Consider the following 22,391-nt stretch of genomic DNA (forward strand, 5'->3'; position numbering starts at 1 on the left):
GAATTATTTACCCACTCTCAAAAGCGTCATCGGAACGACGGTGTTGTCTTCATAGCGGCCGGTACATTGGGCCGCGCCGCTGAGCGGTTGTCTGCAGGTGATTTCCGGCACCTGATAACGGGTGTCATCGCTGCATTTCGCTTTGGTACGGCTCTTAATCAGCAAATTGCCTGACTGCATCAGCCCGAGATAAACGTCGGCTTTACAGACGATATTGTTGTTGCGGGTAATGCTGATGGTGCCTTCACTATTTTTGATCTGATAACGCAGACCCGGCGGGGTGCTGGTCAGCGGATTATTGACGTTGATGCTCGCCTTCCAGCGACCATTCATAAAGGCTGTGGATCCCGCTTTAACCTCATCAGCGGGCAGCACCAGTGCATTTTTATCGATGACCGGTTCCTCTACTTTTTCCACGACAGGCTCTTTCACTGACTCTTCTTTCACCGCAGGCGCAGGCGGCGCAACCACGACGGCAGGCTGAACCGGAAGGTGAACGGACAGCAGGATTTTTGGCGTTTCGGCCACCGGTTCTGGCGCCGTTTCGGCGATAGTTGCAGGCACGTTGTTTTCCGTGGATCCGGCGCGGTAAGGCGTCACCACCAGCGACGGCATCATGGCGGCGATGTACGGCCAGGCGACGGGCAGGCCGATAAACAGGATGCCCACAAAGGCAATTTTCAGCATCAGTCTGCGCCAGAGCGGTCTGGTTTTTTGGGGCAATGCGGCGGGCTCAGCCTGCACGGTGGCAGCAGGTTCTGACGGCGGTGCAGAAGGCGATGAGAGCGTGACGACAACCGGCTGCGGATCAGCAAATTTTTCTTCTTCAGGCTCAGGCTCAGGCAGCGGATCGGAAGCCTCAATAACCAGCGGCTTATTGATTACAGGCGTACTGATTTCAGGCTTTTCAGCGTCCTGTTTTTCAGCCACCGGTGCAACAACCGGTTCGTGTTCTGTGATGATTTCTGCCACCACAGGTGGCGCGATTTCACGCAGGCAATCGAGGGGATCATCCTGCTGCGGATGGTTGAGACGGGTAAATCCCCAGAAAGTGATCACCGGTTTATCATTGACCAGATAGACATGCTGACTGGCGGGAAACTGCACCACCCGGGCCAGCAGTGAGCCAAATAACCGGACGGCGGTTTTTTCAGCCAGCAGGCAGCTTTTGCTCAGCGCACTGGCGCTGGTCAGGCAATTTTCCAGATACCGCAGGGCCTGTTCGCGTTGCTTATCGCTGGCGTAAGCCCACTGAGTGACGGTGCCTTCGTGCGGCGCGTACCAGTCCACTTTGTCTTCGGCTTCATTGTGCTGGGGGATCGCCAGGCAATCGAGGAGGATCTGTTGTTTACGCAGACGTAATGTTTCGCGAATTTGTATCGCGCTTTCAAATATTGTCTGGCCGTTTTCACCGAGCGCATTGTAATCGTCCAGATATCCACTGCGCAGTATTAGATTTGCCACTTCACACCCTGTTTAAAATTCCGCATATTTTTACGCTGGCTATTTTAACGGCTTTCGGGATGAAATAATGATAAACAGATTGGCCGAAGAACGAACAGAAGTGACGCTTATTAAGGAGATGGAAAATACAAAAAAAAGCTTCCCGCGACAGGAAGCTAAAATAGACAACAGAGTGGTTTTTTTAGATTTTTTATTTAGGGGACATAAGTTGTTAGTTTGTTAATGCTATTAATAATCCCGTTACACGCTGATATTATAAACCTTTCCTGATACAGGCGTCGCAGACTGACCTTCCTGACCATAAAGTGAGGTGGGTGTGCCAGCATCATTCACCAGTTTTTTAATGCTTTCAGTTTTCTGAATATGCATTTCAAGCAAGTCATAAATCTTTTTATTGAGCTCGTTAGAGGTAGTGACTTTCCTGGTGATATTTTTCCACAGCAATGCAAATCTTGCGTTCTGATGATAAGGCGCAGAAAGATGTAACGGCTTTTCAATTTGCTTACGCAGGTCATCATAATGACTGATCGTCGCCAGCAACTGACTTTTGCTGTCAGATACAATTTGCAGGGAAACAGGATTAATCTGCGTCCGCCTTAATTGGTTTGCTTCTTCGACAAGAATAGCCTCCAGTTCACCCAGAGAATCTTGAATTTTTAGCAGAACCGAACGTAAGTTTTCCATTTTCATTAATGTCTTATCAGAACTTATGAGAGTTGAAAGATGTCTTCGACCAGCGCATTGGCAATCTGGTCAGTATCAAGTTGTAATTCACCGGCATCCATGGCTGCGCGAATTTTTGCAAGACGGTCGTAGTCAACATCCTGTGAGCTGTCTGCCTGAATGGCCTGCGTCACTTTACTCAGCTTAATTTGCGTACCTGAGGTTTCGCTGGCTGCAACCGGTGCCGCGCTGATATCCGCGGCTTTCGGACGCATTTTTAAATCCTGCTGTTGCACATTCACAGCGGGTACTGAAAGAGGTTGAATTGCTCGGTCGATGCTCATGGTGTTCCTCTACATTCGTTGTTCTGGTGACCTCACGGTATATCTAAAATATCGGTGGCTGCCAAAATAACTAAAGCTATTCTTTTAAATTAATATGCACTTTTCCGTCCGGGGTCACCGTACCGGTCACAATTTGCCCTGAACGTGTGCTCAGTCTCACCGGCTGGCCTGCTGCGGCACTGTCCAGCGCCTTGGCTTTTATGCGGATCTGAAACCCTTCACCGGTGGCTAACACGTCCACTTCCTGGCCGGAAACCACAGACCAGCCTTTGCGGAGCTGATTTTCCACCACCGGCTGGCCTTTATTGATAGTGCGCGTGGCGGTCTGTCCGACAATGCTCTCCCGGTCGAAAATCAGCCCGGCGGGGAGTCTGTCCAGCGATCCGCTGCGCGGCTCAATATCATTCGCATCAATCACGCTGCCGGGTTTAATCCCGTGACGAGCCGTCCACCAGGTTCCCTGCGCCTGCACTGAAATCTGAATAAATTTACGTTTGTTTCCGCACTGCGCAATGATGCTTTTATTCCCGGTCAGACGCCGGTTGTTGCCTGCTACGGATAATTCCGGCGTAGCGCAAAGGGATGACAGTTGTTCAGCGGGCGTCAGAATCTTTATGGTGCGGGTAATGGCGCTGTCCGACGATCTTTCATTATGGCTATTCACCAGCGCAGTAATGTGTGTTTTAAGCGTCTCAACAGACGGCGTAGCGGCAATGGCATCAAAAGCGGGTAAATAAAATATAAGGCTTAATAATGAAATTGCCGCGGTATAAAGAGGGCGGGGAAAAAACATGATGTGTACTGACCTTATATTATATAACGCAGGGCGGATCCCTTTTCCAACAACTTTTGACGGCTCAAAGTATAAGCCAGAAATTGCGTTTATTAACGTGTTAAATGCGCGAATTTGTGATGCCAATTTAATGGATTGCTTTGTGAAAATAAGCACGAAAAATCCATCCCGCTAAATGCGCTTATTTTTGTCATATCATCACAGTATAAAATTGAATCATTCGCCAATAGAATGTATGAGTTAATTTTCATAAGGCAGAGGGTTGTTTCTTCATGCTTGATAAACTCGATAATGCGCTACGTTTCCAGCAGGAAGCGCTGGGCTTACTGACTCAACGTCAGAATATATTGGCTTCAAACATTGCTAATGCTGATACGCCGGGATATTTAGCCCGGGATATTGATTTCTCTGAACAGTTAAAAAGTGCGGTGGAAAGAAATACGCCAGCACAGGGTCCTCTGACCTTGTCATTAACGTCAGGATCGCATATTCCCGCTGTGGCACCGGCAATAGATAACGGGCAGCTGCTTTATCGTATTCCCGATCAGCCAAGTGCTGATGGAAATACTGTTGATATGGATCGTGAGCGTATCAGTTTTGCTGATAACAACATGAAATATCAGACCAGCCTGACCGTTTTGGGTGGGCAAATTAAAGGCATGATGAGTGTCATTGGCCAGGGTTAATTATTGTCATGTCTACGATGAGTATTTTTGATATTTCAGGTTCCGCCATGGCGGCCCAGTCTAAACGTCTGAACGTCAGCGCCAGCAATATGGCTAACGCCGACAGCGTTGTCGGGCCGGATGGTCAGCCTTACCGCGCCCGTCAGGTGGTATTTCAGGTGAACAGTGCGCCGGGTCAGGAAATTGGCGGCGTTCGCGTCAGCGATGTGGTGGAAAGTAATGAGCCGGATCGTCTGGTGTATGAGCCGTCAAATCCGCTGGCGGACGCTAAGGGTTATGTCCGTATGCCCAATGTGAATGTGGTGAACGAAATGGTGAACACTATTTCTGCCTCCCGCAGTTATCAGGCCAACGTCGAAGTGATGAACACGGCCAAATCGATGATGTTGAAAACATTAACGCTGGGTCAATAAGGGACAAAGCCATGGCTGTTTCACCGGTAATGAATAATGGTTCATCTTCCCCGACGTCGACAGGTACGGGCAGCAGCGCGGCTGACCTGTCGCAGAGTTTCATGGAACTTCTGGTCGCGCAGATGAAGAACCAGGATCCTACTAATCCGATGGATAACAACCAGCTGACCTCTCAGCTGGCGCAATTTAACACCGCCGCGGGCGTCGAGAAGCTTAACAGCACCCTGGGTGACGTGGGTCTGATCGTCAACAGCATGCAGCAGATGAACGCCGCGCAATGGGTCGGACGCACCGTGTATATCGAAGGCGATTCCACCGTTTCCAACAAAGAAGGCGGGAATAAAGATTTCGGCTTCAGCCTCGATTCGGATGCCGACAAGGTGACCGTCACCCTGACGGATGAGCAGGGCAACGCCTATACCGCGGATGTGAAAGGGGCAAAAGCCGGTCCCAATAAATATTCACTGGACGATCTGGAGAACTTTAAGCCTTCCGATCCGACCGTTGATGAGACCAGCATCTTTAAGGTGACTTTCACCGCCTCCAACGAAAACGGCAGTGTGCCAAAAGTCACGTCACTGAAAAAAGGCACCGTTGAAAGCGTGTCCTTCACCAATGGCGGCGCTCAGCTCCAGCTGGGGCTGGATGGAACCGCGCCGATTGGCAAAGTGTATTTGATTGAGTGATCAGGTCTTCATATTTCATTTATTAGTATTCAGGAAGAATAACAATGAGTTTTTCACAAGGTCTCAGCGGGTTAACCGCAGCTTCTCAGGCCCTCGATGTGGTCGGTAATAACATTGCGAACTCCCAGACAGTGGGCTTCAAATCCGGCTCCATTGCGTTTGCTGATGTCTTTGCCGGTTCTCAAATCGGTATGGGTGTACAGGTTTCCTCAGTAAACCAGAACTTCAGCGATGGCGTACTCGGGATGGGTAACAGTGATCTGGATATGGGTATCCAGGGCAACGGTTTCTTCCGTCTGGCCAGTGAATCCGGCAGCATTTTCTACAGCCGTAACGGACAGTTCAAACAGGACGAAAACGGTTATATCGTCAACAACCAGGACATGTTCCTGACCGGTTATCAGGCCACCGGAAACCCGCCAGCCATTCAGCCGGGTGCGGCTGTCGGCCCGATTCAGATCCCAAATGGTCAGATGCCCGCGCGCGCTTCTGACGCCGGTACCCTGAAAGGTAACCTGGATTCGGGCAGCGATGTCATCGATCAGACCGCTAACCCGTTCGACCCAGCGGATAATAAAAGCTACAACTCCGTCACTCAGCTGGATGCCTACGACAGCCTCGGTAACAAGCACACCATTAACGTGTATTACGTCAAAACCGGTGACAACGAATGGAAAGCCTATTCCAGTGATACCACCTCGCCAAATCTGAATGATCAGGGTGAGCCGGTCTATCAGGAACTCGGTTTATCTTTCGATACCGCAGGTCAGCTGACCACCAACCCGGCGAAATTAAGCATTCAGGGTGCCGGTTATAACGGCGGCGCACCGCTGAATTTCGATCTGGATATGGACGGAATGACCCAGCAGGCGTCGGATACGGACATGGGCAGCCCGACCACCACCGGTTACGCGCCGGGTATGATGAACGGCTATATGGTCGGTGATAACGGTCAGGTGATTGCAAGCTACAGCAACGGTCAGTCGCAGCTGATCGGTCAGGTGGTGCTGTCAAACTTCACCAACCCGGGCGGTCTGACGTCCAAAGGTGACAACACCTGGGCAGAAACGCCGGAATCTGGTCAGCCTTCTACCGGCGTGGCCGGCACCGGGAATCTGGGGAACCTGCTGGGTAACAAGCTTGAGTCTTCCAACGTGGATCTGAGCAAAGAGATGGTCAACATGATCGTCTATCAGCGCAACTATCAGTCCAACTCGCAGACCATCAAAACCCAGTCTGAACTCCTTCAGATCCTGGCTAATCTGGGCTAAAGGCTGCTGCTATGGATCGCGCAATATATACCGCCATGGGCGCGGCAAATGCCGCCCTCAACCGTCAGGCCGTCACGTCAAATAACCTGGCGAATGCCACCACGACCGGATTTCGGGCACAGCTCGCGGCTTTCCGCGCTGTGCCGGTAAATGGTCCGTCCGTCGCCACCCGTACGCTGGTGACGGAATCCACGCCTTACCACGACGATTCGATGGGCGCCATCAACCAGACCGGACGCAATCTCGACGTTGCCCTGCCACAAAATGGCTGGCTGGCGGTCGCCTTGCCGGACGGTACTGAGGCTTACACCCGCGCGGGCAATATTGCCGTCGACAGCGAAGGTCTGCTGAGCATCAGAGGAATGCCGGTTCTCGGCGACGGTGGCCAGATTAACGTGCCACCGCAGTCTGAACTGACCATTGCGCCGGACGGGACGATCACCGCACTCGGTGCCGGTGATGAACCGACCGCGCTGGCGCAGGTGGGCAGACTGAAGATGGTGAATTCACCCCTTCAGGATCTGACGCACGGCGATGACGGGTTGTTCCATATCTCTCCACAATCGCCAAACGCCGGGCTGGCTCAGCTCCCTGCGGATCCTGATTTACAGCTGATCCCGGGCGCGCTGGAAAGCAGCAACGTCAATCCCGCTAAATCGATGGTGGACATGATTGCGACCGCGCGCGGCTTTGATATGAACATGAAAGTCATCAGTGCAGTGGATGACAACGAAAAGAAAGCTAACCAGCTACTGAGCATGGGCTAAGAGGAAATTCAGCATGATCCGTTCTTTATGGATTGCCAAAACAGGTCTTGAAGCACAACAGACCAACATGGATGTCATCTCCAATAACCTGGCAAACGTGAGCACCAACGGTTTCAAACGCCAGCGTGCGGTGTTTGAAGACTTGCTTTATCAGACCCTGCGCCAGCCCGGTGCTCAGTCTTCCGAGCAGACCACCATTCCTTCCGGTTTGCAGCTGGGTACCGGTGTTCGTCCCGTGGCGACCGAGCGTATTCACAGCCAGGGTAGCCTGACGCAAACCAATAAAAGTAAGGATCTGGCGATCGAAGGTCACGGGTTCTTCCAGGTGTTGCTGCCCGATGGCACCACCGGTTACAGCCGCGACGGGTCATTCCAGTTTGATCAGAACGGTCAGATGGTCACCGCCAGCGGGTATCAGGTTCAGCCTGCGATCACCATTCCGCAAGATGCTGACACCCTGACCGTCGGCAACGACGGCATCGTGAGCGTCACCGTACCGGGCCAGACTGCGCCGCAACAGGTCGGGCAGCTGACGTTAAGCACGTTCATCAATGATTCCGGTCTGGAAAGTATCGGTGAAAACCTTTACCGCGAAACCCAGGCTTCCGGCGCGCCGAACGAAACAACGCCCGGTCTGAACGGGGGCGGCACCCTGAAACAGGGCTATGTCGAAACCTCAAACGTTAACGTGGCGGAAGAGCTGGTCAACATGATCCAGACTCAGCGTGCCTACGAAATTAACAGTAAAGCCGTTTCAACGTCCGACCAGATGTTGCAACGCCTCACACAACTTTAATTCTGTTTAAACCTGAATCCTGTTTAAACCTGAATCCTGTTTAAACCTGACTCCTGTTTAAGCCCGAATCGTTTTTAAACCTTAATCGTATTTAGAAGCCTCAAAGCACCCATACGCCCGGCCTCTGTCCTGCAGACGGGGGCCGCTTTATGGCTGCTTAAGCCTGTAGTGGATGAAATGAAAAACCAGCTTTCTTCTCTGTATCCCGCCCTGTTGCCGAACCGCACACGTGCCGCCAGCCAGCTGATCGCGGCCGGTGCGCTGACGTTGCTTCTGACGGGATGCGCTTATCTTCCTCACAAACCTTTAGTCGATGGCGTCACGACAGCCAGTCCGGCGGCGGCAGCCACCACTACCGCTAACGGGTCTGTATTTCAAACCGGGCAGGCGATGAGCTACGGCTATCAGCCGATGTTTGAAGACCGCAGACCCCGCAACGTGGGCGACACGCTGACCATTGTGCTGCAGGAAAATGTCAGCGCCAGCAAAAGTTCTTCGGCCAATGCCAACCGTGGCGGATCCACCGACCTTTCGGTTGATGCGGTGCCCGGTATGCTGGCCGGTTTACTGGGCGGTGACCGCGCAGCGACCTCGATCAGTGGCAAAAATGATTTCTCCGGCAAAGGCGGCGCTGCGGCGAAAAACACCTTCAGCGGCACGATCACCGTCACCGTTCAGCAACTGCTGGAAAACGGCAACCTGAAAGTCGTGGGCGAGAAGCAAATCGCCATCAATCAGGGAACGGAGTTCATCCGTTTTTCCGGTGTGGTTAACCCGCGAACCATCAGCAGCAGTAACACGGTTATCTCCACTCAGGTGGCGGACGCCCGCATCGAATATGTCGGTAACGGCTACATCAACGAAGCGCAACAGATGGGCTGGTTGCAGCGTCTGTTCCTGAATTTATCCCCTTATTAATGGTTAACAGACGACAGTTATGAAAACTTCATTTCTCTCGCTGTGCCTGACGCTGTTCTGTGGCCTGATTTTCATCATGCCGCAGAATGTACAGGCAGAGCGTATTCGCGATTTAACATCGATTCAGGGTATTCGCAGCAATTCCCTGATGGGTTACGGGCTGGTGGTCGGCCTTGACGGCACCGGCGACCAGACCATGCAAACGCCTTTCACTACCCAAAGCCTGAGCAATATGTTGTCCCAGCTGGGGATCACCGTGCCCGCAGGCACCAACATGCAGCTGAAAAATGTGGCGGCGGTCATGGTGACTACCGATTTGCCTCCTTTCGCACGTCCGGGCGAGAAAATCGACGTGGTGGTGTCTTCGCTGGGTAACGCGAAAAGCCTGCGTGGCGGCACATTATTAATGACGCCACTCAAGGGTGTGGATAACCAAATTTATGCGCTGGCGCAGGGGAATTTACTGGTCTCCGGTGCGGGGGCGCAAAGCGGCGGTAGCCGTGTGCAGACCAATCAGCTTAACGGCGCGCGCATCAGCGGCGGCGCCACGGTAGAACGTGAAGTGCCGGCCAGTTTTGCTCAGGAAAATACGCTGCGCCTGCAACTTAACGATGATGATTTCACCGTCGCTCAGCAGATCAGTGATGAGATTAACCGCCGCTTCGGGGGGGCAACCGCCGTCGCGGAAGACTCGCGCACCGTGAAGTTGTTTGCCCCGTCCGGCAGTGCCGCCAAAGTGCGCTTCCTGGCCGATGTGCAGAACATCCCGATCCGTATCGGCATTATGGATGCCAAAGTGATCGTCAACTCCCGCACCGGTTCGGTGGTGATGAACCGCCATGTGACGCTGGACGCTTGTGCGGTGGCGCAGGGTGATCTGACCGTCGAAGTCTCGCGCAGCAATCAGGTCAGTCAGCCGGATACACCTTTCGGCGGCGGTCAGACGGTGGTGACACCGAATACGCAGATCTCCGTACGTGAGCAAAATGGTTCGCTGCAACGGGTGAATACCAGTGCTGATCTCAATAACGTGGTCCGTGCGCTGAACAGCCTGGGCGCGACGCCGAACGATCTGATGTCGATTTTGCAGTCGATGAAAAGTGCCGGTTGTCTGCGCGCCAAACTGGAGACCAACTGATGAGCAGCTCACCGCTGACTTCCGGTGCGGCGTTTGATGTCCGCGGCCTTGATGCCCTGAAGCGCGAAGTTAAAAGTAATTCGCAGGAAGGGATCAAAGCGGCGGCTAAGCAGATGGAAGGCATGTTTATCCAGATGATGCTTAAAAGTATGCGCGACGCCTCTTTTAAGGATGGCCTGCTGAACAGCCAGCAGTCAGATATGTTCACCTCCATGTATGACCAGCAGATCTCTCAGGACATTGCCTCGCAAAGCAAAATGGGGTTTGCCGACCTGATGGTCAGACAAATGGGGGGAGAAGTGACGCCGGTAACGAATACACCCGGTGTTGCTCCGGCACCTTATGTGCTCAACGGTGGCGGGTATGCGTCCCGCGTCCCGCTGAGCCGGTCTGAGCAGATGACATCTGAAAGCCTGAGCGCGGCGCAATATTCCAGGGGAACCGAGAAAAACAGCCACTTTATTTCCCGGATGCTTGAACCCGCAATAGCGGCGGCAAAGAAAAGTGGTATTCCGCATCAGCTGATTATTGCCCAGGCGGCGCTGGAGTCAGGCTGGGGAAATAAAGAAATTACCACAACAAATGGTAAACCAAGTCATAACTTATTCGGAATAAAAGCCACGCCGGACTGGAAAGGTGAATCGACAGAAATAACCACCACCGAGTTTGTCAACGGCACGGCGCAAAAGGTCAAAGCCGCGTTTCGCGTATATCCGTCTTATTCTGAAGCGCTGGCCGATTACACGTCTCTTCTGACGAATAATCCACGTTATCAAAATGTTGCGCGTTCAGGCTCACCGGAAAGGGCGGCGCACGCCCTGCAGTCAGGCGGATATGCCACCGATCCGGCGTATGCGACAAAATTGATCAACATCATTAATCAGGTGAAAGGAAATATCAGTCAGGGCGTGAATGCTTATAAAACCGATCTTTCATCAATTTTTTAGCTTTCGGCGTTTTAGTTTATTTTCGAAGTACCGATAGATTAAACAGGTGCGAATTTTCCTAGAGAATAATTCTGGACAAAGGCGCTAACAACTTTAGCCAAGAACACAATGTTGGTGATTTATGAATCTTTTTAATCTGGCTCAGAGCGGGCTCAGCTCAGCACAGGCAGCGATGAATGTCGTGGGCAACAATATGAACAATGCCTTAACGCCAGGCTACAGCCGACAGAGTATTATTCTGGGCGAAGCGGGCGGCAGAACCACCGGTTCCGGCTACTTCGGTTACGGGGTTCAGGTGAATGGCGTTCAGCGCGCTTATAACGGATTTGTGAATAACCAGCTGCGCGGCGCGTACACAGAATCATCAAGCCAGGTCGGGCGTTATCAGCAGCTGACCCAGATTGATAATATGCTGGGTGATGACACCAGCAACATTTCCACTTCGCTGAACAGCATCTTTAAATCGCTTGAGGAAATGAGCGCCGATCCGGTCAGCCAGGCCGCGCGTCAGGGGGCGTTAGCCCAGTTCAAGGCGATTTCTTACCAGTTCAATACCCAGAGCAATACCCTCAACGGGCTGGAAAAAAGTACCAACACCCAAATTTCTCAGAGTGTTTCTGACATCAACGCCGATGCCAAACAGCTCGCAAAACTCAATGACGAAATCGCCAAGATCCACGGGCGCACCGGCGATCTTCCGGCTGACCTGCTCGATCAGCGCGATGCATTGTTAGAACGCCTGAGCATGCAGGTGGGCATCAAGGTCAACGAAAACACCACCACGGGTCGTGTGGACGTGACGCTGTCCAACGGTATGCCGCTGGTGAACGGTAACCGCTCTTACGCGCTTGAAGCGTCGGTTTCCGCTGAAGATCCTTCCAAAACGGTTGTGGCTTACGTCGATGCCTCAGGCAACAAAATGCTGCTTGATGAAGACAAAATGAGCGGCGGCAAGCTGGGCGGATTATTTAAATTCCGCAATGAAGATTTGGTCGAAGCCCGTAACCAGCTGAACCAGCTGGCTTTGCAAATGGCTAACCGCTTCAACGAGGTCAATGCCGCAGGGTTCGATCTCGACGGTAATCCGGGCGGTAACATTTTCAATATTGCTGACCCGACCGCACTGGCAAACCGTGGAAATACCGGCGACAGCTCGCTGGACGTGTCCTTCTCCGATATCAGCAAAGTGAAGTCAGAGGATTACACCTTAACCTTCAAAGGCCCGAACGATACTGACTGGGAAGTGACCACGGCAGATGGCAGAACCATCAACCCGACTGTCGGCACTAACGGCGAACTGGAGTTTGAAGGGGTGTCCATCAAACCGCAGGGAACGCCTCAGCCGGGTGACAGTTTCGTGATGAACCCGACAGCGGGCGCGGCCGGAAAGCTCAGCGTGGCTATTACCAAAGGCGACCAGATCGCAGCATCGAGTAAAAGCGGCGAAGAGAGCAATAACGAAAACATCAAGGATATGCTGGCGATCAAGACCGAAACGCTGATTGGCAACGGCACGCTCACCGAAGCCTATTCCAGTCTGGTCAGCTCCGTCGGTTCTTCCATGACCGCGCTTAAGGCAGATAACGAAACAACGTCCAAAGCCACCGCCGCTATCGAATTCGAGAAGCAGTCGGTTTCCGGCGTGGATCTGATGGAAGAGTCGGTCAAGATCCAGATGTATACCCAGTATTATCAGGCCAATGCACAAGTGTTGCAGGCCGCGAACACACTCTTTGACACTCTGTTGAGTCTCCGCTAACCCGTGAATGTGTCACGGGCTGCGTGGCACGCTATTAAGGATGATTGTGATGCGCCTTAGCACTCAGTATATGTTTCAAAACAATATCAACAGCCTCTCCAGTTCGATGAATACCGCTAACGGTATCAGTATGCGTTTATCCGCAGGTCAGCGGTTGCTGAACCCTTCTGATGACCCGTCAGGTGCGGCGCAGGCCATCATGTACCAGAACTCTCTGGCGAATATGAAGCAGTTTGATTCGGCCCGTGGTTTTGCGAAAGACGCTCTGAACTTTGAAGATAATACCCTCAACTCGCTGGGTAATATTCTGACCAAGAACCTGAGTGAAAAAATCGTAGCGGCAGGCAAAGGTACGATGTCTGATGCTGACCGTCAGGCGGTGGCGACGGAACTGCAGGGGATCCGCGACAACATGCTGGATCTGGGCAATGCCAAAAACAGCAATGGCCGCTACGTTTTCGCCGGTTATAACACCGGAACCGCGCCGTTCGAAAAAGACGGCACCTACATTGGCGGCAATACGGCCATGACGCAGATTGTGGCTGACAGCACGGAAATGCAGGTCGGACACACCGGCAGTGACGTGTTCATGAGCGGAACGCCGGACGACCTGCTTGCCCAGCTCGACAGCGCGATTGCCGCACTTAATACCCCGATTACCGATGACGCGGGACGCGAAGCCCTGCAAAAGACGCTGGATGGCGTGAACGTGTCCATCAAAAAAGGCATCGATAATTTAGGGCGGATTCAGGCAGAAGTCGGGACCAATCTTCAGCAAATTGACGCCCTGAACGCCACGTCAATGGTTCAGAAAATCAACGTGGAAAGCAGCCTGCAAGAGACTGTTGGGTCTGATTATTCCACGTTTATCACGCTGGTGAGTCAGTCAAAAATGGCCGAATTTAGCCTGAATGCCTCAATGATGGTTTTCCAGACCATGCAGAAGATGAATATTTTTAACATGTAAATCCGTGCATGACTGAGAACGGCAGCATCCGCGCGATCACTGCGTTATTACGATGTCGTATGAGGGGCAGTATGTTTAAAGGATTAAAGATCTCGACAGGCATTACCGGCATTATCGCGACGCTGGCGTTGTTTATCGTGGTGATTGCCGGACTGAGTCTGATGAATGCGATGTCAGCGAAAAGCAACTTCGCCCGCATGGCCACCTCTGTGGACAACACCACTGAGATGCAACATGCCGTCTTTAATCTCAACGGCGGCCTGACGCATGTGAACGCCCTGATGCTGCAAACCAGTCTGCATCGTCAGGTAAATCCTGAGGCAGTCACGACCGTTCAGGGGATTTTCGCGCAGGCGGAAACCAATATTAAAGCTTTTATGGCGACGCCGTTTAATTCGGAAGAGGAAAAACAGGCTGCCGGTGATCTGAGCAAACAATTTGAAAAAGTGCTCAGCCTGTCGCGGGACAAACTCCGTTACATCGCTGACCCGGCTCAGCTTCCTGACGCGCTGGATCAGGAATGGAATGAGCGCATGTCGCTGCGGGATAAAATCGACACCTATGCCGCGATTTCAGCCCGGCAGAACCAGGGATACATCGATCAGGCGGATCGCGATTATCACAACATGATCATTATGGCTGTCATTGTCCTGCTGATATCGGTTGCCGTGACGGTGACCAACCGTATCTGGGTGCGCCACGCGCTGGTGCTGCGGATGGAACAAACTTCCCGTTCGATCAGGATGATTGCCAGCGGTGATCTGCGTCAGAAAATTGAAACCGGTAATCCGAATGAACTGGGGCTGATGCTGGCAGAACTGGAAAGTATGCGTCTTTCCCTGAAGGAAACCGTGTCCGGCGTGCAGCAGGGCGTTAAACAGATTTACCTGAATGCTCAGGAAATTGCGCAGGGTAATAACAATCTTTCTGCCCGCACTGAGGAACAGGCATCGGCGTTGCAGGAAACGGCGGCCAGCATGGAAGAGCTGAAAACCACCGTGCGTCATAATGCCGACAATGCACATACCGCGCGTCAGCTGGCTGAAGGTGCGAGCAGTAACGCGCACAAAGGTGGCAATGTGGTGTCTGACCTTGATGGGATCATGCAGGAGATCACCAAAAGCTCCCGGCAGATTGCTGACATCAACCATGTCATCGACAGCATTGCCAGCCAGACCAATATACTGGCGCTGAATGCCGCGGTTGAGGCGGCCAGAGCCGGAGAGCAGGGGCGTGGTTTTGCCGTTGTGGCCAGTGAAGTGCGCAATCTGGCAAAACGCAGTGCGGATGCGGCAAAAGAGATCGGCCAGCTGATCACCACCTGTGTCAATAATATGAGCACCAGTTCTCAGCAGGTGGAACAGGCCGGAAGGGTAATGAAGGAGATTGTTAATTCCGTCACCCAGGTCACCGATATTATGGGTGAAATAGCGTCAGCCTCTGATGAGCAAAGTGCCGGGATTAATCAGATTGCCCAGGCCGTCAATGAAATGGATCATGTCACGCAGCAGAACGCGTCGATGGTAGAAGAAGCCGCGCTGGCATCCAGTAATCTGGAAGCACAAACGGAATCTCTGGAAAAAATCGTCGGGAAATTTTCTCTCAATGAGAAGGACGTTACCGCTGACGGAGAACAAAAAATAAAGACAGCCTCTTATACGCCCAGTATCACCGGTAACAAAGTAACACCCAAAATTATCCCGGCGTTACAGTAAGAAGAATGGGAGACGTTTTAAATCAATCTCAGCGATTATAATTTTAATTAATTTACAAATATCGGTAGTGATAATTCAGAGCGTGATGATTTCGGGCGGATGATCGAAATTTAACAGCCGGATTGCGCAATATAATTCGGTCTTATCAGGCTATATGATTTCAGATTATTCCTTAATAATTGTTATCCCTTTTATACGCCGGATGTCGTAATTGTGAATGGTATTTACACCCATGTTGGAGTGGTGCAAAAGGACGAGTTGTGGTTGAAATACCGTTATTTAGTTCGTCACGAAGCACTACGGTTACAGGCCAGATTACCCGCATGCGTAGAGCTGGATGACCTCATTCAGGCTGGTGCAATTGGGATGCTGACGGCCATTGACCAGTTCGACCCCAAGAAAGGGATCGGCATGAGTACCTATGTCACTCAACGTGTGCGCTGGGCGATGATAGATGAATTACGCGATCGCGACTGGGTTCCCCGGCGGGTCCGCACTAATGCCAGAGAAATTTCTGCCGCCATTCGGGAGATTGAGCAGCAGACCGGCGGTATCGCTTCAGAGGCGGAAGTGGCTGCCTTTATGGGGATTTCGCTGGAAGAATACCAGCAGATGTTAGTGGATACTAACAGCAGCCAGTTCTATTCCCTGGAAGAGTTACAGGAAGAATCCGTCAGTGATGTTGAGCAGCCGGGCGCACAGCATGAGATGCTCAATCCATTACATGAATTAATGAAAGGCAAGCTGGCGAAACAAGTGAGCCAGCTGATTAAAGAACTTCCGGAACGTGAGCAGGTGTTGTTGAATTTGTATTATCAGCAGGAACTGAACATGAAGGAAGTGGGCATTATTTTGGGTGTCACGGAAACAAGGGTTAGCCAGTTACACAGCCAGGCGATCAAACGAATTCGCGCCAGAATGGATGCGCTTAAATAAAGCGTGTAGGAATTTTCCTACCAGGTTTAAATATTATGTAGGACGTTTGTAAATTTTTATAGTATAGCGATTAAATAGGGGTTTATATCAAGGATAAAGTAATTCTTAGTGAGGTTTTCGCTCTGAAGCGTTGAGCTTTTAGGTCATTACCGTTATTATTCAAATAATGATTTCCAGCGCCATTTTTACTTTGAAATATGAGGTAAGATGGGGAGTCCCTATTTGTCAGCGACAACTCTTATGTTGCCGGTTGAATGCGGAGTCTGACCGGGGAAATGTCATTATTTGTCATCATGACAAAGCCGTCGTAATGACAAAAATAATCAATAGTTTACTACTTCTTGTGTGGTAGTTATTGCTGAACCTATAGCTTCAATTATTTATTTTCAACGAATTAATTAACGTCCTTTCACCGACAATCCGTAAAGGATCGAGTAACGAAAAAATGAATATAGACAACGTTGACGAACAGCTTCAAAGAATTCATGACATTAACCTTTCTTACCTGCTGCTGGCTCAGCAATTGATCAGAGAAGATAAGTTTGCTGCAGGATTTCGCCTCGGGCTGACTGAAGCAACGATAGATGCACTGAAAGAACTTTCTCTGCCGCAACTGATAAAACTGGCCTCTACCAACCAGTTAATTTGTCGCCTGCGCGTAGATAACGAAATTGTGATCGATAACCTGACGAAAGATTCACGTATCGAAGCCTTACAGCAAATTCATACAGGGATCATTTTATCCACCAATCTGCTTAACTCACTCTCGGAGAACAGCCCTACACCAGGTTAACGGATTAATGGATTAATGGAGAATGTGGTTATGAGCGAAAAAAGTATTTTACAAGAAATCAAAGAAGTCCAGATTGCCATGCAGCTGATTTCCTTTGGTGCCCGTATGCAGATGCTGGAGAGTGAAACCAGTTTAAGTCGCAGAAGATTATTACGTCTTTACAAAGAGTTAAGAGGATGTCCGCCCCCGAAAGGCATGTTACCGTTTTCCGAAGACTGGTTTATGGCGTGGGAGCAAAATATTCATTCATCTATGTTCTATAACATCCATCTTTATATACAGAAAACCGAACCTTGTCGCCCGATTGAAGCCACGGTGAAAGCCTATCGCTTATATCTGGAACAATGTCCGACGCCTCCGGGTGAAAAACCTGTACTGGGTTTAACACGCGCATGGACGTTATTACGGTTTATCGATTGTGGAATTATAGAGCATACAGAATGTTGTATTTGCGGTGGCGGTTTCGTTGTCACGAGTGAACACTCGAAGAATCCTTTTACCTGTAGCTTATGCAGTCCGCCTTCGCGCGCCATTAAAAAGTGCAAAGTGGCCGATTCCTCAACGGATCACGCGGCCAGTTCTGCGGCAAATTAAAATAAGCCGTTAAAAATGTTGTTGAAACCTGGTGTCGCCACGATGTGATACGGCCTCCCCGTATGTCAATTTTATGGCTACTGAACACATGGGTAAGATCTGGATATTGAATTATTTAAGGAGCACATGTGCTAGTCATTATTGGATACGTGGTTGTTATTCTCACTGTTTTTGGCGGGTTCGTGATAACCGGCGGACAGCTCGGTGCACTGTATCAGCCGGCTGAACTGTTAATTATCGGGGGGGCAGGTGTGGGGGCATTTATTGTCGGGAATAACGGCAAATCCATTAAAGCCACGCTGAAAGCCTTTCCTCATTTATTACAAAGTTCACGTTATACCAAAGCGCTTTATATGGACCTGATGGCGATGATGTTTCTGCTGCTGACCAAAGCCAGACAGAACGGCATGATGAACCTGGAAAGCGATATTGAAGATCCGCAGAACAGTCCCATATTTTCCGCTTATCCCCGTTTGCTGGCTGATGCCTCACTGATGAACTTCGTTGTCGATTATCTGCGCCTGATGATAAGCGGCAGCATGAATTCGTATGAAATCGAAGCGCTGATGGATGAGGAAATCGAAACCTGTGAACACGAACATGAAGTCCCGTCTAACAGCCTGAACGTGATTGGTGACGCATTCCCGGCTTTTGGGATCGTTGCCGCGGTGATGGGCGTGGTGAATGCGCTGGCGGCCGCTGACCGTCCGGCGGCCGAGCTGGGTGAGCTTATTGCTCACGCGATGGTGGGGACGTTCCTCGGTATTTTACTGGCGTATGGATTTGTCTTGCCGCTGGCCTCTGTGCTGCGTCAAAAGAGCGCCGAGCAAATTAAAATGCTGCAATGCATCAAGGTGACATTGCTCTCCAGCATGAATGGCTATGCGCCGCAGATTGCGGTGGAATTTGGGCGTAAAACGCTGTTCTCCAGTGAGCGTCCAACCTTTATTGAGCTTGAAGAACATGTGCGCGAAGCGAAGTCCTCGGCCAGCTCGGAAAGCACGCCATCATGAACAAAAGTCCCGGTCCGGTAATCATTGTCCGTAAGCGCAAAAAGCATAAACACGGCCATCACGGCGGTTCGTGGAAAATTGCGTACGCAGACTTTATGACGGCCATGATGGCCTTCTTTTTGGTCATGTGGCTGCTGTCATCCTCAACCCCTTTGCAACGTGAACAAATCGCGGATTACTTCAAGATGCCGCTGAAAGTGGCGATGGGCAAAGGGGATAAAGCCAGTCTGAGCAGCAGCGTGATACCCGGCGGCGGGGATGATTTTATGAAGCAGGACGGCGAGGTATTCAAACAAACGCTCACCCGGCTCGACAGGCAAAAGAATGCGCAAAATTTACGACGCGCCCATGAAAAACTGGAAAGCCTGATCCACAACGATCCTCGTCTGAGCGATTTCCAGTCTAACCTGCGCCTCTCCCTGACCGATGACGGATTGCTTATCCAGATCATCGACACGCAGGAACGGCCTATGTTCAAAGTCGGCAGTAAAACGCCTGAACCTTATATGCGCGGCATTCTTCAGGCGCTGGTGCCGGTGCTCAATGAACTGCCCAACCGTATCAGCCTGACCGGGCATACGGATTCACTGCCTTATGCCAACGGCGAAGCCGGTTATGGCAACTGGGAGCTTTCCTCCGATCGTGCCAATGCCTCGCGCCGTGCCTTAGTCTCCGGTGGCCTGGCCGATAATAAATTCCTGCGCGTCATTGGTACTGCCGACAGGATGAGCCTGGAAAATCTGCGTCCCGATGATCCGGTAAACCGCCGTATCAGTATTCTGGTTCTCAGCATGAATAAAGAAAAATCGATTCTGGAAGAGGATACGGTTTTGCAGCAGGTCACCGACAACCAGGGCAGTGAGAAAATTAAAGCTGAACTGAAAAAAATGTCAGGCGGCGTTGAGACTGAGCCTGCCGGTTCGGTTGTCGTCAATCCTTTACAGCAATCTTCTCAGGGACAAGGTCATTAAAAATGGATATCAGCGATTTTTACCAAACCTTCTTTGATGAGGCAGATGAGCTCCTGGCCGATATGGAAAGGCACCTTCTGGAGCTGGATTTCATGTCGCCCGACAAGGAAATGCTGAATGCCATCTTTCGTGCCGCTCACTCGATAAAAGGAGGAGCAGGAACCTTTGGATTTACGGTTCTGCAGGAAACGACGCACATCATGGAAAACTTACTGGATGACGCCAGACGGGGAGAACTGACGCTCACTGACGCCATCATAAATCTGTTTCTGGAGAGCAAAGATATTATGCAAGATCAGCTTGATGCGTATAAATCCTCGCAAGAGCCTGACCAGGAAAGTTTCCGCTATATCTGTGAAGCGCTCCGCCAAATTGCACTGGAAGATAAACACTCCGCCACGTCAGCAGCATCTGCCGCAGAAGCACCTGCTGAACAAACTGCTGAACAACCGGTAGCCGAGCCGGTTCCGGTCAGTGCTGAAACCCGCGGTGAGATGCTGAACGTCAGATTGAGCGGGATTTCAGCGTCAGATAAAACCGTGCTTCTGGAAGAACTGGCTAATCTCGGCGACGTACTGAGTCATCAGCAGGGTGAAGATTCGCTCGAGGTTGCGTTGCAGACCGGCGTCTGTGCCGACGATATTCTCGCGGTACTCTGTTTTGTGCTGGAACCCGGACAAATTACGATTACCGCAGGCAACGCAAAACCGGCAACCTCCGTGGCGCCTGTGCAAGACGTTCCCGCGCAGGAAATGCCTCAGAAAGACACGCAGCCGGAAGAAAAACCGCTGGCAAAAAAGGCAGTCGCCGCGCCGCCGCCTCCCGCGACAAAGCCTAAAGCCACACCACGCGCACAACCTGCCGAGTCCAACAGTCTGCGTGTGGCGGTAGAAAAGGTAGATCAAATCATTAATCAGGTCGGCGAGCTGATCATCACGCAGGCCATGTTATCGCAGCTTTCCGGCGTGCTGGATCCGACCCTTCACGACACCCTCATCAGCAGCATAGGGCAAATGGAACGCAATGCGCGTGATTTGCAGGAATCGGTGATGTCGATCCGCATGATGCCGATGGAATATGTGTTCAGCCGCTTCCCGCGTCTGGTTCATGATCTGGGCAGCAAACTGAACAAAGACATCGAACTGACGCTGCGCGGCGGATCGGCAGAGCTGGATAAAAGCCTGATCGAACGCATTATTGATCCGCTGACGCATCTGGTGCGCAACAGTCTGGATCATGGCATTGAACCTGCGCAGGTGCGACTGGAGAAAGGCAAACCGGCAAAAGGTAATCTGATCCTGTCTGCTGAACACCACGGCGGCAGCATTGTGATTGAAGTGATCGATGATGGCGCGGGGCTGAACCGCGAGAAGATCCTCGCACGCGCACACTCGCAGGGGCTGGCGGTCAGTGAAAACTGGAGCGACAAAGAAATCTGGATGCTTATCTTTGCTGCCGGGTTCTCTACCGCAGAAAAAGTCACCGATGTTTCAGGTCGTGGCGTCGGGATGGACGTGGTGCGCAGGAATATTCTGGCAATGGGCGGTCATGTCGAAATCCATTCTGAGCAGGATAAAGGCACCACTATCCGCATCATTCTGCCGCTGACGCTGGCGATCCTCGACGGCATGTCTGTCCGGGTGGGCGAGGAAATCTATGTCCTGCCGCTCGGCACGGTGATGGAATCCCTGAAACCGTCGGAAAGCGCGCTTTACAATATGGCCGGTGATGAACAGATGCTGTTAGTGCGCGGCGAATATCTGCCGCTGATTGAGCTGCATCAGGTCTTTAATATTGAAAGTGAAATCCGCCAGGCCAGTGACGGCATTGCGGTCATTCTGGAAAGTGCGGGTTGCCGCTATGCCTTGCTGGTTGATCAGCTTATTGGTCAGCATCAGGTCGTGGTGAAAAACCTTGAGCTTAATTACCGTAAAGTGCCGGGTATTTCCGCCGCTACTATATTAGGCGATGGCAGCGTCGCATTGATCCTCGACGTGGTTGCTCTTTTAACGCTGAGTAAGAATAAAAAGATCGCCGCCAAAAAAAATCAACTTGTCCCTACTGCGTAAGGTAATTTCATGCATTTTTCCGGAACAGAAAAACAATTTAGCGAAAAGAATGTGGATCAGGAATACCTGGTTTTCACATTAGGTAATGAAGAATACGGGATCGAGATCCTCAAAGTTCAGGAGATCCGCGGTTGCGATCGTGCGACACGTATTGCCAACTCACCTGATTTTATTGTCGGGATCACTAATCTTCGCGGCGTCATTGTGCCGATCATAGATCTGCGGGTGAAATTCCAGCTTGAGTCTGCGGAAATTAACGATAATACCGTCACCATTGTGTTGAATCTGTGTAACCGCGTGGTGGGCATTGTCGTTGATGGCGTGTCTGACGTGCTTTCCCTGAAAGCGGATCAGATCAAACCCGCACCGGACTTCACCGTCACGCTGTCCACAGAATACCTGCTGGGCCTCGGGTCGCTCGATGACCGTATGCTGATCCTGGTCGATATCGAAAAACTGCTGAACAGTGACGAAATGGAAATTGTCGAAAAAATGGCGGACGCCACCTACGAATAATGCCCGGTTCTGAATGACAGGTTCTTAATCACAAACTAATAACCGTCTGCCAGTAGCTGCTGCAAACCCAAAAATGATTATTTATATCAAGAGAGCCTTTCTTAAAAAGTCAGGCTTTCTGTGTTTATTATGCCAGCAAGCATAACCGCTTATTACAATCATGTTATGAAAC

Annotated in this window: 23 protein-coding genes; 19 read left to right on the forward strand and 4 right to left on the reverse strand. The window is 51.3% G+C overall.

Annotated elements, in window-relative coordinates; all coding sequences use genetic code 11:
• Window positions 1-3 precede the first annotated feature (3 nt).
• The 4 genes from EC840_RS14375 to flgA form a co-directional block, all read right to left on the reverse strand.
• Window positions 4-1,464, reverse strand: a complete 1,461-nt coding sequence (locus tag EC840_RS14375) for an SrfA family protein (protein ID WP_132965825.1) — start codon at window positions 1,462-1,464, stop codon at window positions 4-6.
• Window positions 1,465-1,704: 240 nt separating this feature from the next.
• The gene (flgN, locus tag EC840_RS14380) at window positions 1,705-2,154 is read right to left on the reverse strand and encodes a flagellar export chaperone FlgN (protein WP_112287704.1); all 450 of its coding nucleotides are present in this window, start codon (window positions 2,152-2,154) and stop codon (window positions 1,705-1,707) included.
• A 17-nt stretch (window positions 2,155-2,171) separates the two neighbouring features.
• Window positions 2,172-2,471, reverse strand: a complete 300-nt coding sequence (flgM, locus tag EC840_RS14385) for a flagellar biosynthesis anti-sigma factor FlgM (protein WP_132965827.1) — start codon at window positions 2,469-2,471, stop codon at window positions 2,172-2,174.
• A 76-nt stretch (window positions 2,472-2,547) separates the two neighbouring features.
• On the reverse strand, window positions 2,548-3,264 hold the full coding sequence (gene flgA / locus EC840_RS14390) for a flagellar basal body P-ring formation chaperone FlgA (protein WP_132965829.1): 717 nt from the start codon (window positions 3,262-3,264) through the stop codon (window positions 2,548-2,550).
• 272 nt (window positions 3,265-3,536) lie between these two features.
• Between flgA and flgB the strand changes: the two genes are divergently transcribed.
• From flgB to cheW, 19 genes are all read left to right on the forward strand, one after another.
• Window positions 3,537-3,950, forward strand: coding sequence for a flagellar basal body rod protein FlgB (flgB, locus tag EC840_RS14395; RefSeq protein WP_112287701.1), 414 nt, complete (start codon window positions 3,537-3,539; stop codon window positions 3,948-3,950).
• Window positions 3,951-3,958: 8 nt separating this feature from the next.
• Window positions 3,959-4,363, forward strand: a complete 405-nt coding sequence (flgC, locus tag EC840_RS14400) for a flagellar basal body rod protein FlgC (RefSeq protein ID WP_112287700.1) — start codon at window positions 3,959-3,961, stop codon at window positions 4,361-4,363.
• 11 nt (window positions 4,364-4,374) lie between these two features.
• Window positions 4,375-5,049, forward strand: coding sequence for a flagellar hook capping FlgD N-terminal domain-containing protein (locus EC840_RS14405; RefSeq protein WP_112287699.1), 675 nt, complete (start codon window positions 4,375-4,377; stop codon window positions 5,047-5,049).
• Window positions 5,050-5,093: 44 nt separating this feature from the next.
• A complete protein-coding gene (gene flgE / locus EC840_RS14410; RefSeq protein ID WP_132965831.1) occupies window positions 5,094-6,320 on the forward strand; it encodes a flagellar hook protein FlgE in 1,227 nt (408 codons plus the stop codon).
• A gap of 11 nt (window positions 6,321-6,331) precedes the next feature.
• A complete protein-coding gene (locus EC840_RS14415) occupies window positions 6,332-7,087 on the forward strand; it encodes a flagellar basal body rod protein FlgF (protein ID WP_120163766.1) in 756 nt (251 codons plus the stop codon).
• Between the two features lie 13 nt (window positions 7,088-7,100).
• Window positions 7,101-7,883: a flagellar basal-body rod protein FlgG gene (gene flgG / locus EC840_RS14420; RefSeq protein WP_132965833.1), complete on the forward strand. Its 783-nt coding sequence runs from the start codon at window positions 7,101-7,103 to the stop codon at window positions 7,881-7,883.
• Between the two features lie 177 nt (window positions 7,884-8,060).
• Window positions 8,061-8,801 carry a flagellar basal body L-ring protein FlgH gene (locus tag EC840_RS14425; protein WP_132965835.1) on the forward strand — a complete coding sequence of 247 codons (741 nt, stop codon included), beginning with the start codon at window positions 8,061-8,063 and terminating at the stop codon, window positions 8,799-8,801.
• A gap of 76 nt (window positions 8,802-8,877) precedes the next feature.
• Complete coding sequence (locus tag EC840_RS14430; protein ID WP_232829831.1) at window positions 8,878-9,939, forward strand: flagellar basal body P-ring protein FlgI; 1,062 nt, start codon at window positions 8,878-8,880, stop codon at window positions 9,937-9,939.
• On the forward strand, window positions 9,939-10,886 hold the full coding sequence (gene flgJ / locus EC840_RS14435; protein WP_132965837.1) for a flagellar assembly peptidoglycan hydrolase FlgJ: 948 nt from the start codon (window positions 9,939-9,941) through the stop codon (window positions 10,884-10,886). Before EC840_RS14430 ends, flgJ begins: the two co-directional genes overlap by 1 nt.
• A gap of 121 nt (window positions 10,887-11,007) precedes the next feature.
• Window positions 11,008-12,645: a flagellar hook-associated protein FlgK gene (gene flgK / locus EC840_RS14440; protein ID WP_132965839.1), complete on the forward strand. Its 1,638-nt coding sequence runs from the start codon at window positions 11,008-11,010 to the stop codon at window positions 12,643-12,645.
• Between the two features lie 49 nt (window positions 12,646-12,694).
• Window positions 12,695-13,612 (forward strand): flagellar hook-associated protein FlgL, encoded by a 918-nt coding sequence (flgL, locus tag EC840_RS14445; protein WP_113877436.1) that lies wholly within the window; start codon window positions 12,695-12,697, stop codon window positions 13,610-13,612.
• Window positions 13,613-13,683: 71 nt separating this feature from the next.
• Window positions 13,684-15,327 carry a methyl-accepting chemotaxis protein gene (locus EC840_RS14450; protein ID WP_132965841.1) on the forward strand — a complete coding sequence of 548 codons (1,644 nt, stop codon included), beginning with the start codon at window positions 13,684-13,686 and terminating at the stop codon, window positions 15,325-15,327.
• Window positions 15,328-15,540: 213 nt separating this feature from the next.
• On the forward strand, window positions 15,541-16,263 hold the full coding sequence (locus EC840_RS14455) for an RNA polymerase sigma factor FliA (RefSeq protein ID WP_112287690.1): 723 nt from the start codon (window positions 15,541-15,543) through the stop codon (window positions 16,261-16,263).
• 451 nt (window positions 16,264-16,714) lie between these two features.
• Window positions 16,715-17,056: a flagellar transcriptional regulator FlhD gene (gene flhD, locus EC840_RS14460; protein WP_112287750.1), complete on the forward strand. Its 342-nt coding sequence runs from the start codon at window positions 16,715-16,717 to the stop codon at window positions 17,054-17,056.
• A 30-nt stretch (window positions 17,057-17,086) separates the two neighbouring features.
• A complete protein-coding gene (flhC, locus tag EC840_RS14465; RefSeq protein ID WP_112287689.1) occupies window positions 17,087-17,650 on the forward strand; it encodes a flagellar transcriptional regulator FlhC in 564 nt (187 codons plus the stop codon).
• 128 nt (window positions 17,651-17,778) lie between these two features.
• Window positions 17,779-18,663 (forward strand): flagellar motor stator protein MotA, encoded by an 885-nt coding sequence (gene motA, locus EC840_RS14470; RefSeq protein WP_132965843.1) that lies wholly within the window; start codon window positions 17,779-17,781, stop codon window positions 18,661-18,663.
• A complete protein-coding gene (gene motB, locus EC840_RS14475) occupies window positions 18,660-19,634 on the forward strand; it encodes a flagellar motor protein MotB (protein ID WP_132965845.1) in 975 nt (324 codons plus the stop codon). Before motA ends, motB begins: the two co-directional genes overlap by 4 nt.
• 2 nt (window positions 19,635-19,636) lie before the next feature.
• Entirely contained in the window at window positions 19,637-21,703 is a 2,067-nt protein-coding gene (gene cheA, locus EC840_RS14480; protein ID WP_132965847.1) for a chemotaxis protein CheA, read from the forward strand.
• Between the two features lie 9 nt (window positions 21,704-21,712).
• Complete coding sequence (gene cheW / locus EC840_RS14485; protein ID WP_112287685.1) at window positions 21,713-22,219, forward strand: chemotaxis protein CheW; 507 nt, start codon at window positions 21,713-21,715, stop codon at window positions 22,217-22,219.
• Window positions 22,220-22,391: the final 172 nt, after the last annotated feature.

The sequence above is a fragment of the Rahnella sp. JUb53 genome, assembly GCF_004346065.1.
GTDB lineage: Bacteria > Pseudomonadota > Gammaproteobacteria > Enterobacterales > Enterobacteriaceae > Rahnella > Rahnella variigena.

Coding starts and splice junctions, on each gene's coding strand:
- flgN (WP_112287704.1), bottom strand. CDS start 2,154: ATGAAAATGGAAAACTTACGTTCGGTTCTGCTAAAAATTCAAGATTCT.
- flgM (WP_132965827.1), bottom strand. CDS start 2,471: ATGAGCATCGACCGAGCAATTCAACCTCTTTCAGTACCCGCTGTGAAT.
- flgA (WP_132965829.1), bottom strand. CDS start 3,264: ATGTTTTTTCCCCGCCCTCTTTATACCGCGGCAATTTCATTATTAAGC.
- flgB (WP_112287701.1), top strand. CDS start 3,537: ATGCTTGATAAACTCGATAATGCGCTACGTTTCCAGCAGGAAGCGCTG.
- flgC (WP_112287700.1), top strand. CDS start 3,959: ATGTCTACGATGAGTATTTTTGATATTTCAGGTTCCGCCATGGCGGCC.
- EC840_RS14405 (WP_112287699.1), top strand. CDS start 4,375: ATGGCTGTTTCACCGGTAATGAATAATGGTTCATCTTCCCCGACGTCG.
- flgE (WP_132965831.1), top strand. CDS start 5,094: ATGAGTTTTTCACAAGGTCTCAGCGGGTTAACCGCAGCTTCTCAGGCC.
- EC840_RS14415 (WP_120163766.1), top strand. CDS start 6,332: ATGGATCGCGCAATATATACCGCCATGGGCGCGGCAAATGCCGCCCTC.
- flgG (WP_132965833.1), top strand. CDS start 7,101: ATGATCCGTTCTTTATGGATTGCCAAAACAGGTCTTGAAGCACAACAG.
- EC840_RS14425 (WP_132965835.1), top strand. CDS start 8,061: ATGAAAAACCAGCTTTCTTCTCTGTATCCCGCCCTGTTGCCGAACCGC.
- EC840_RS14430 (WP_232829831.1), top strand. CDS start 8,878: ATGCCGCAGAATGTACAGGCAGAGCGTATTCGCGATTTAACATCGATT.
- flgJ (WP_132965837.1), top strand. CDS start 9,939: ATGAGCAGCTCACCGCTGACTTCCGGTGCGGCGTTTGATGTCCGCGGC.
- flgK (WP_132965839.1), top strand. CDS start 11,008: ATGAATCTTTTTAATCTGGCTCAGAGCGGGCTCAGCTCAGCACAGGCA.
- flgL (WP_113877436.1), top strand. CDS start 12,695: ATGCGCCTTAGCACTCAGTATATGTTTCAAAACAATATCAACAGCCTC.
- EC840_RS14450 (WP_132965841.1), top strand. CDS start 13,684: ATGTTTAAAGGATTAAAGATCTCGACAGGCATTACCGGCATTATCGCG.
- flhC (WP_112287689.1), top strand. CDS start 17,087: ATGAGCGAAAAAAGTATTTTACAAGAAATCAAAGAAGTCCAGATTGCC.
- motB (WP_132965845.1), top strand. CDS start 18,660: ATGAACAAAAGTCCCGGTCCGGTAATCATTGTCCGTAAGCGCAAAAAG.
- cheA (WP_132965847.1), top strand. CDS start 19,637: ATGGATATCAGCGATTTTTACCAAACCTTCTTTGATGAGGCAGATGAG.
- cheW (WP_112287685.1), top strand. CDS start 21,713: ATGCATTTTTCCGGAACAGAAAAACAATTTAGCGAAAAGAATGTGGAT.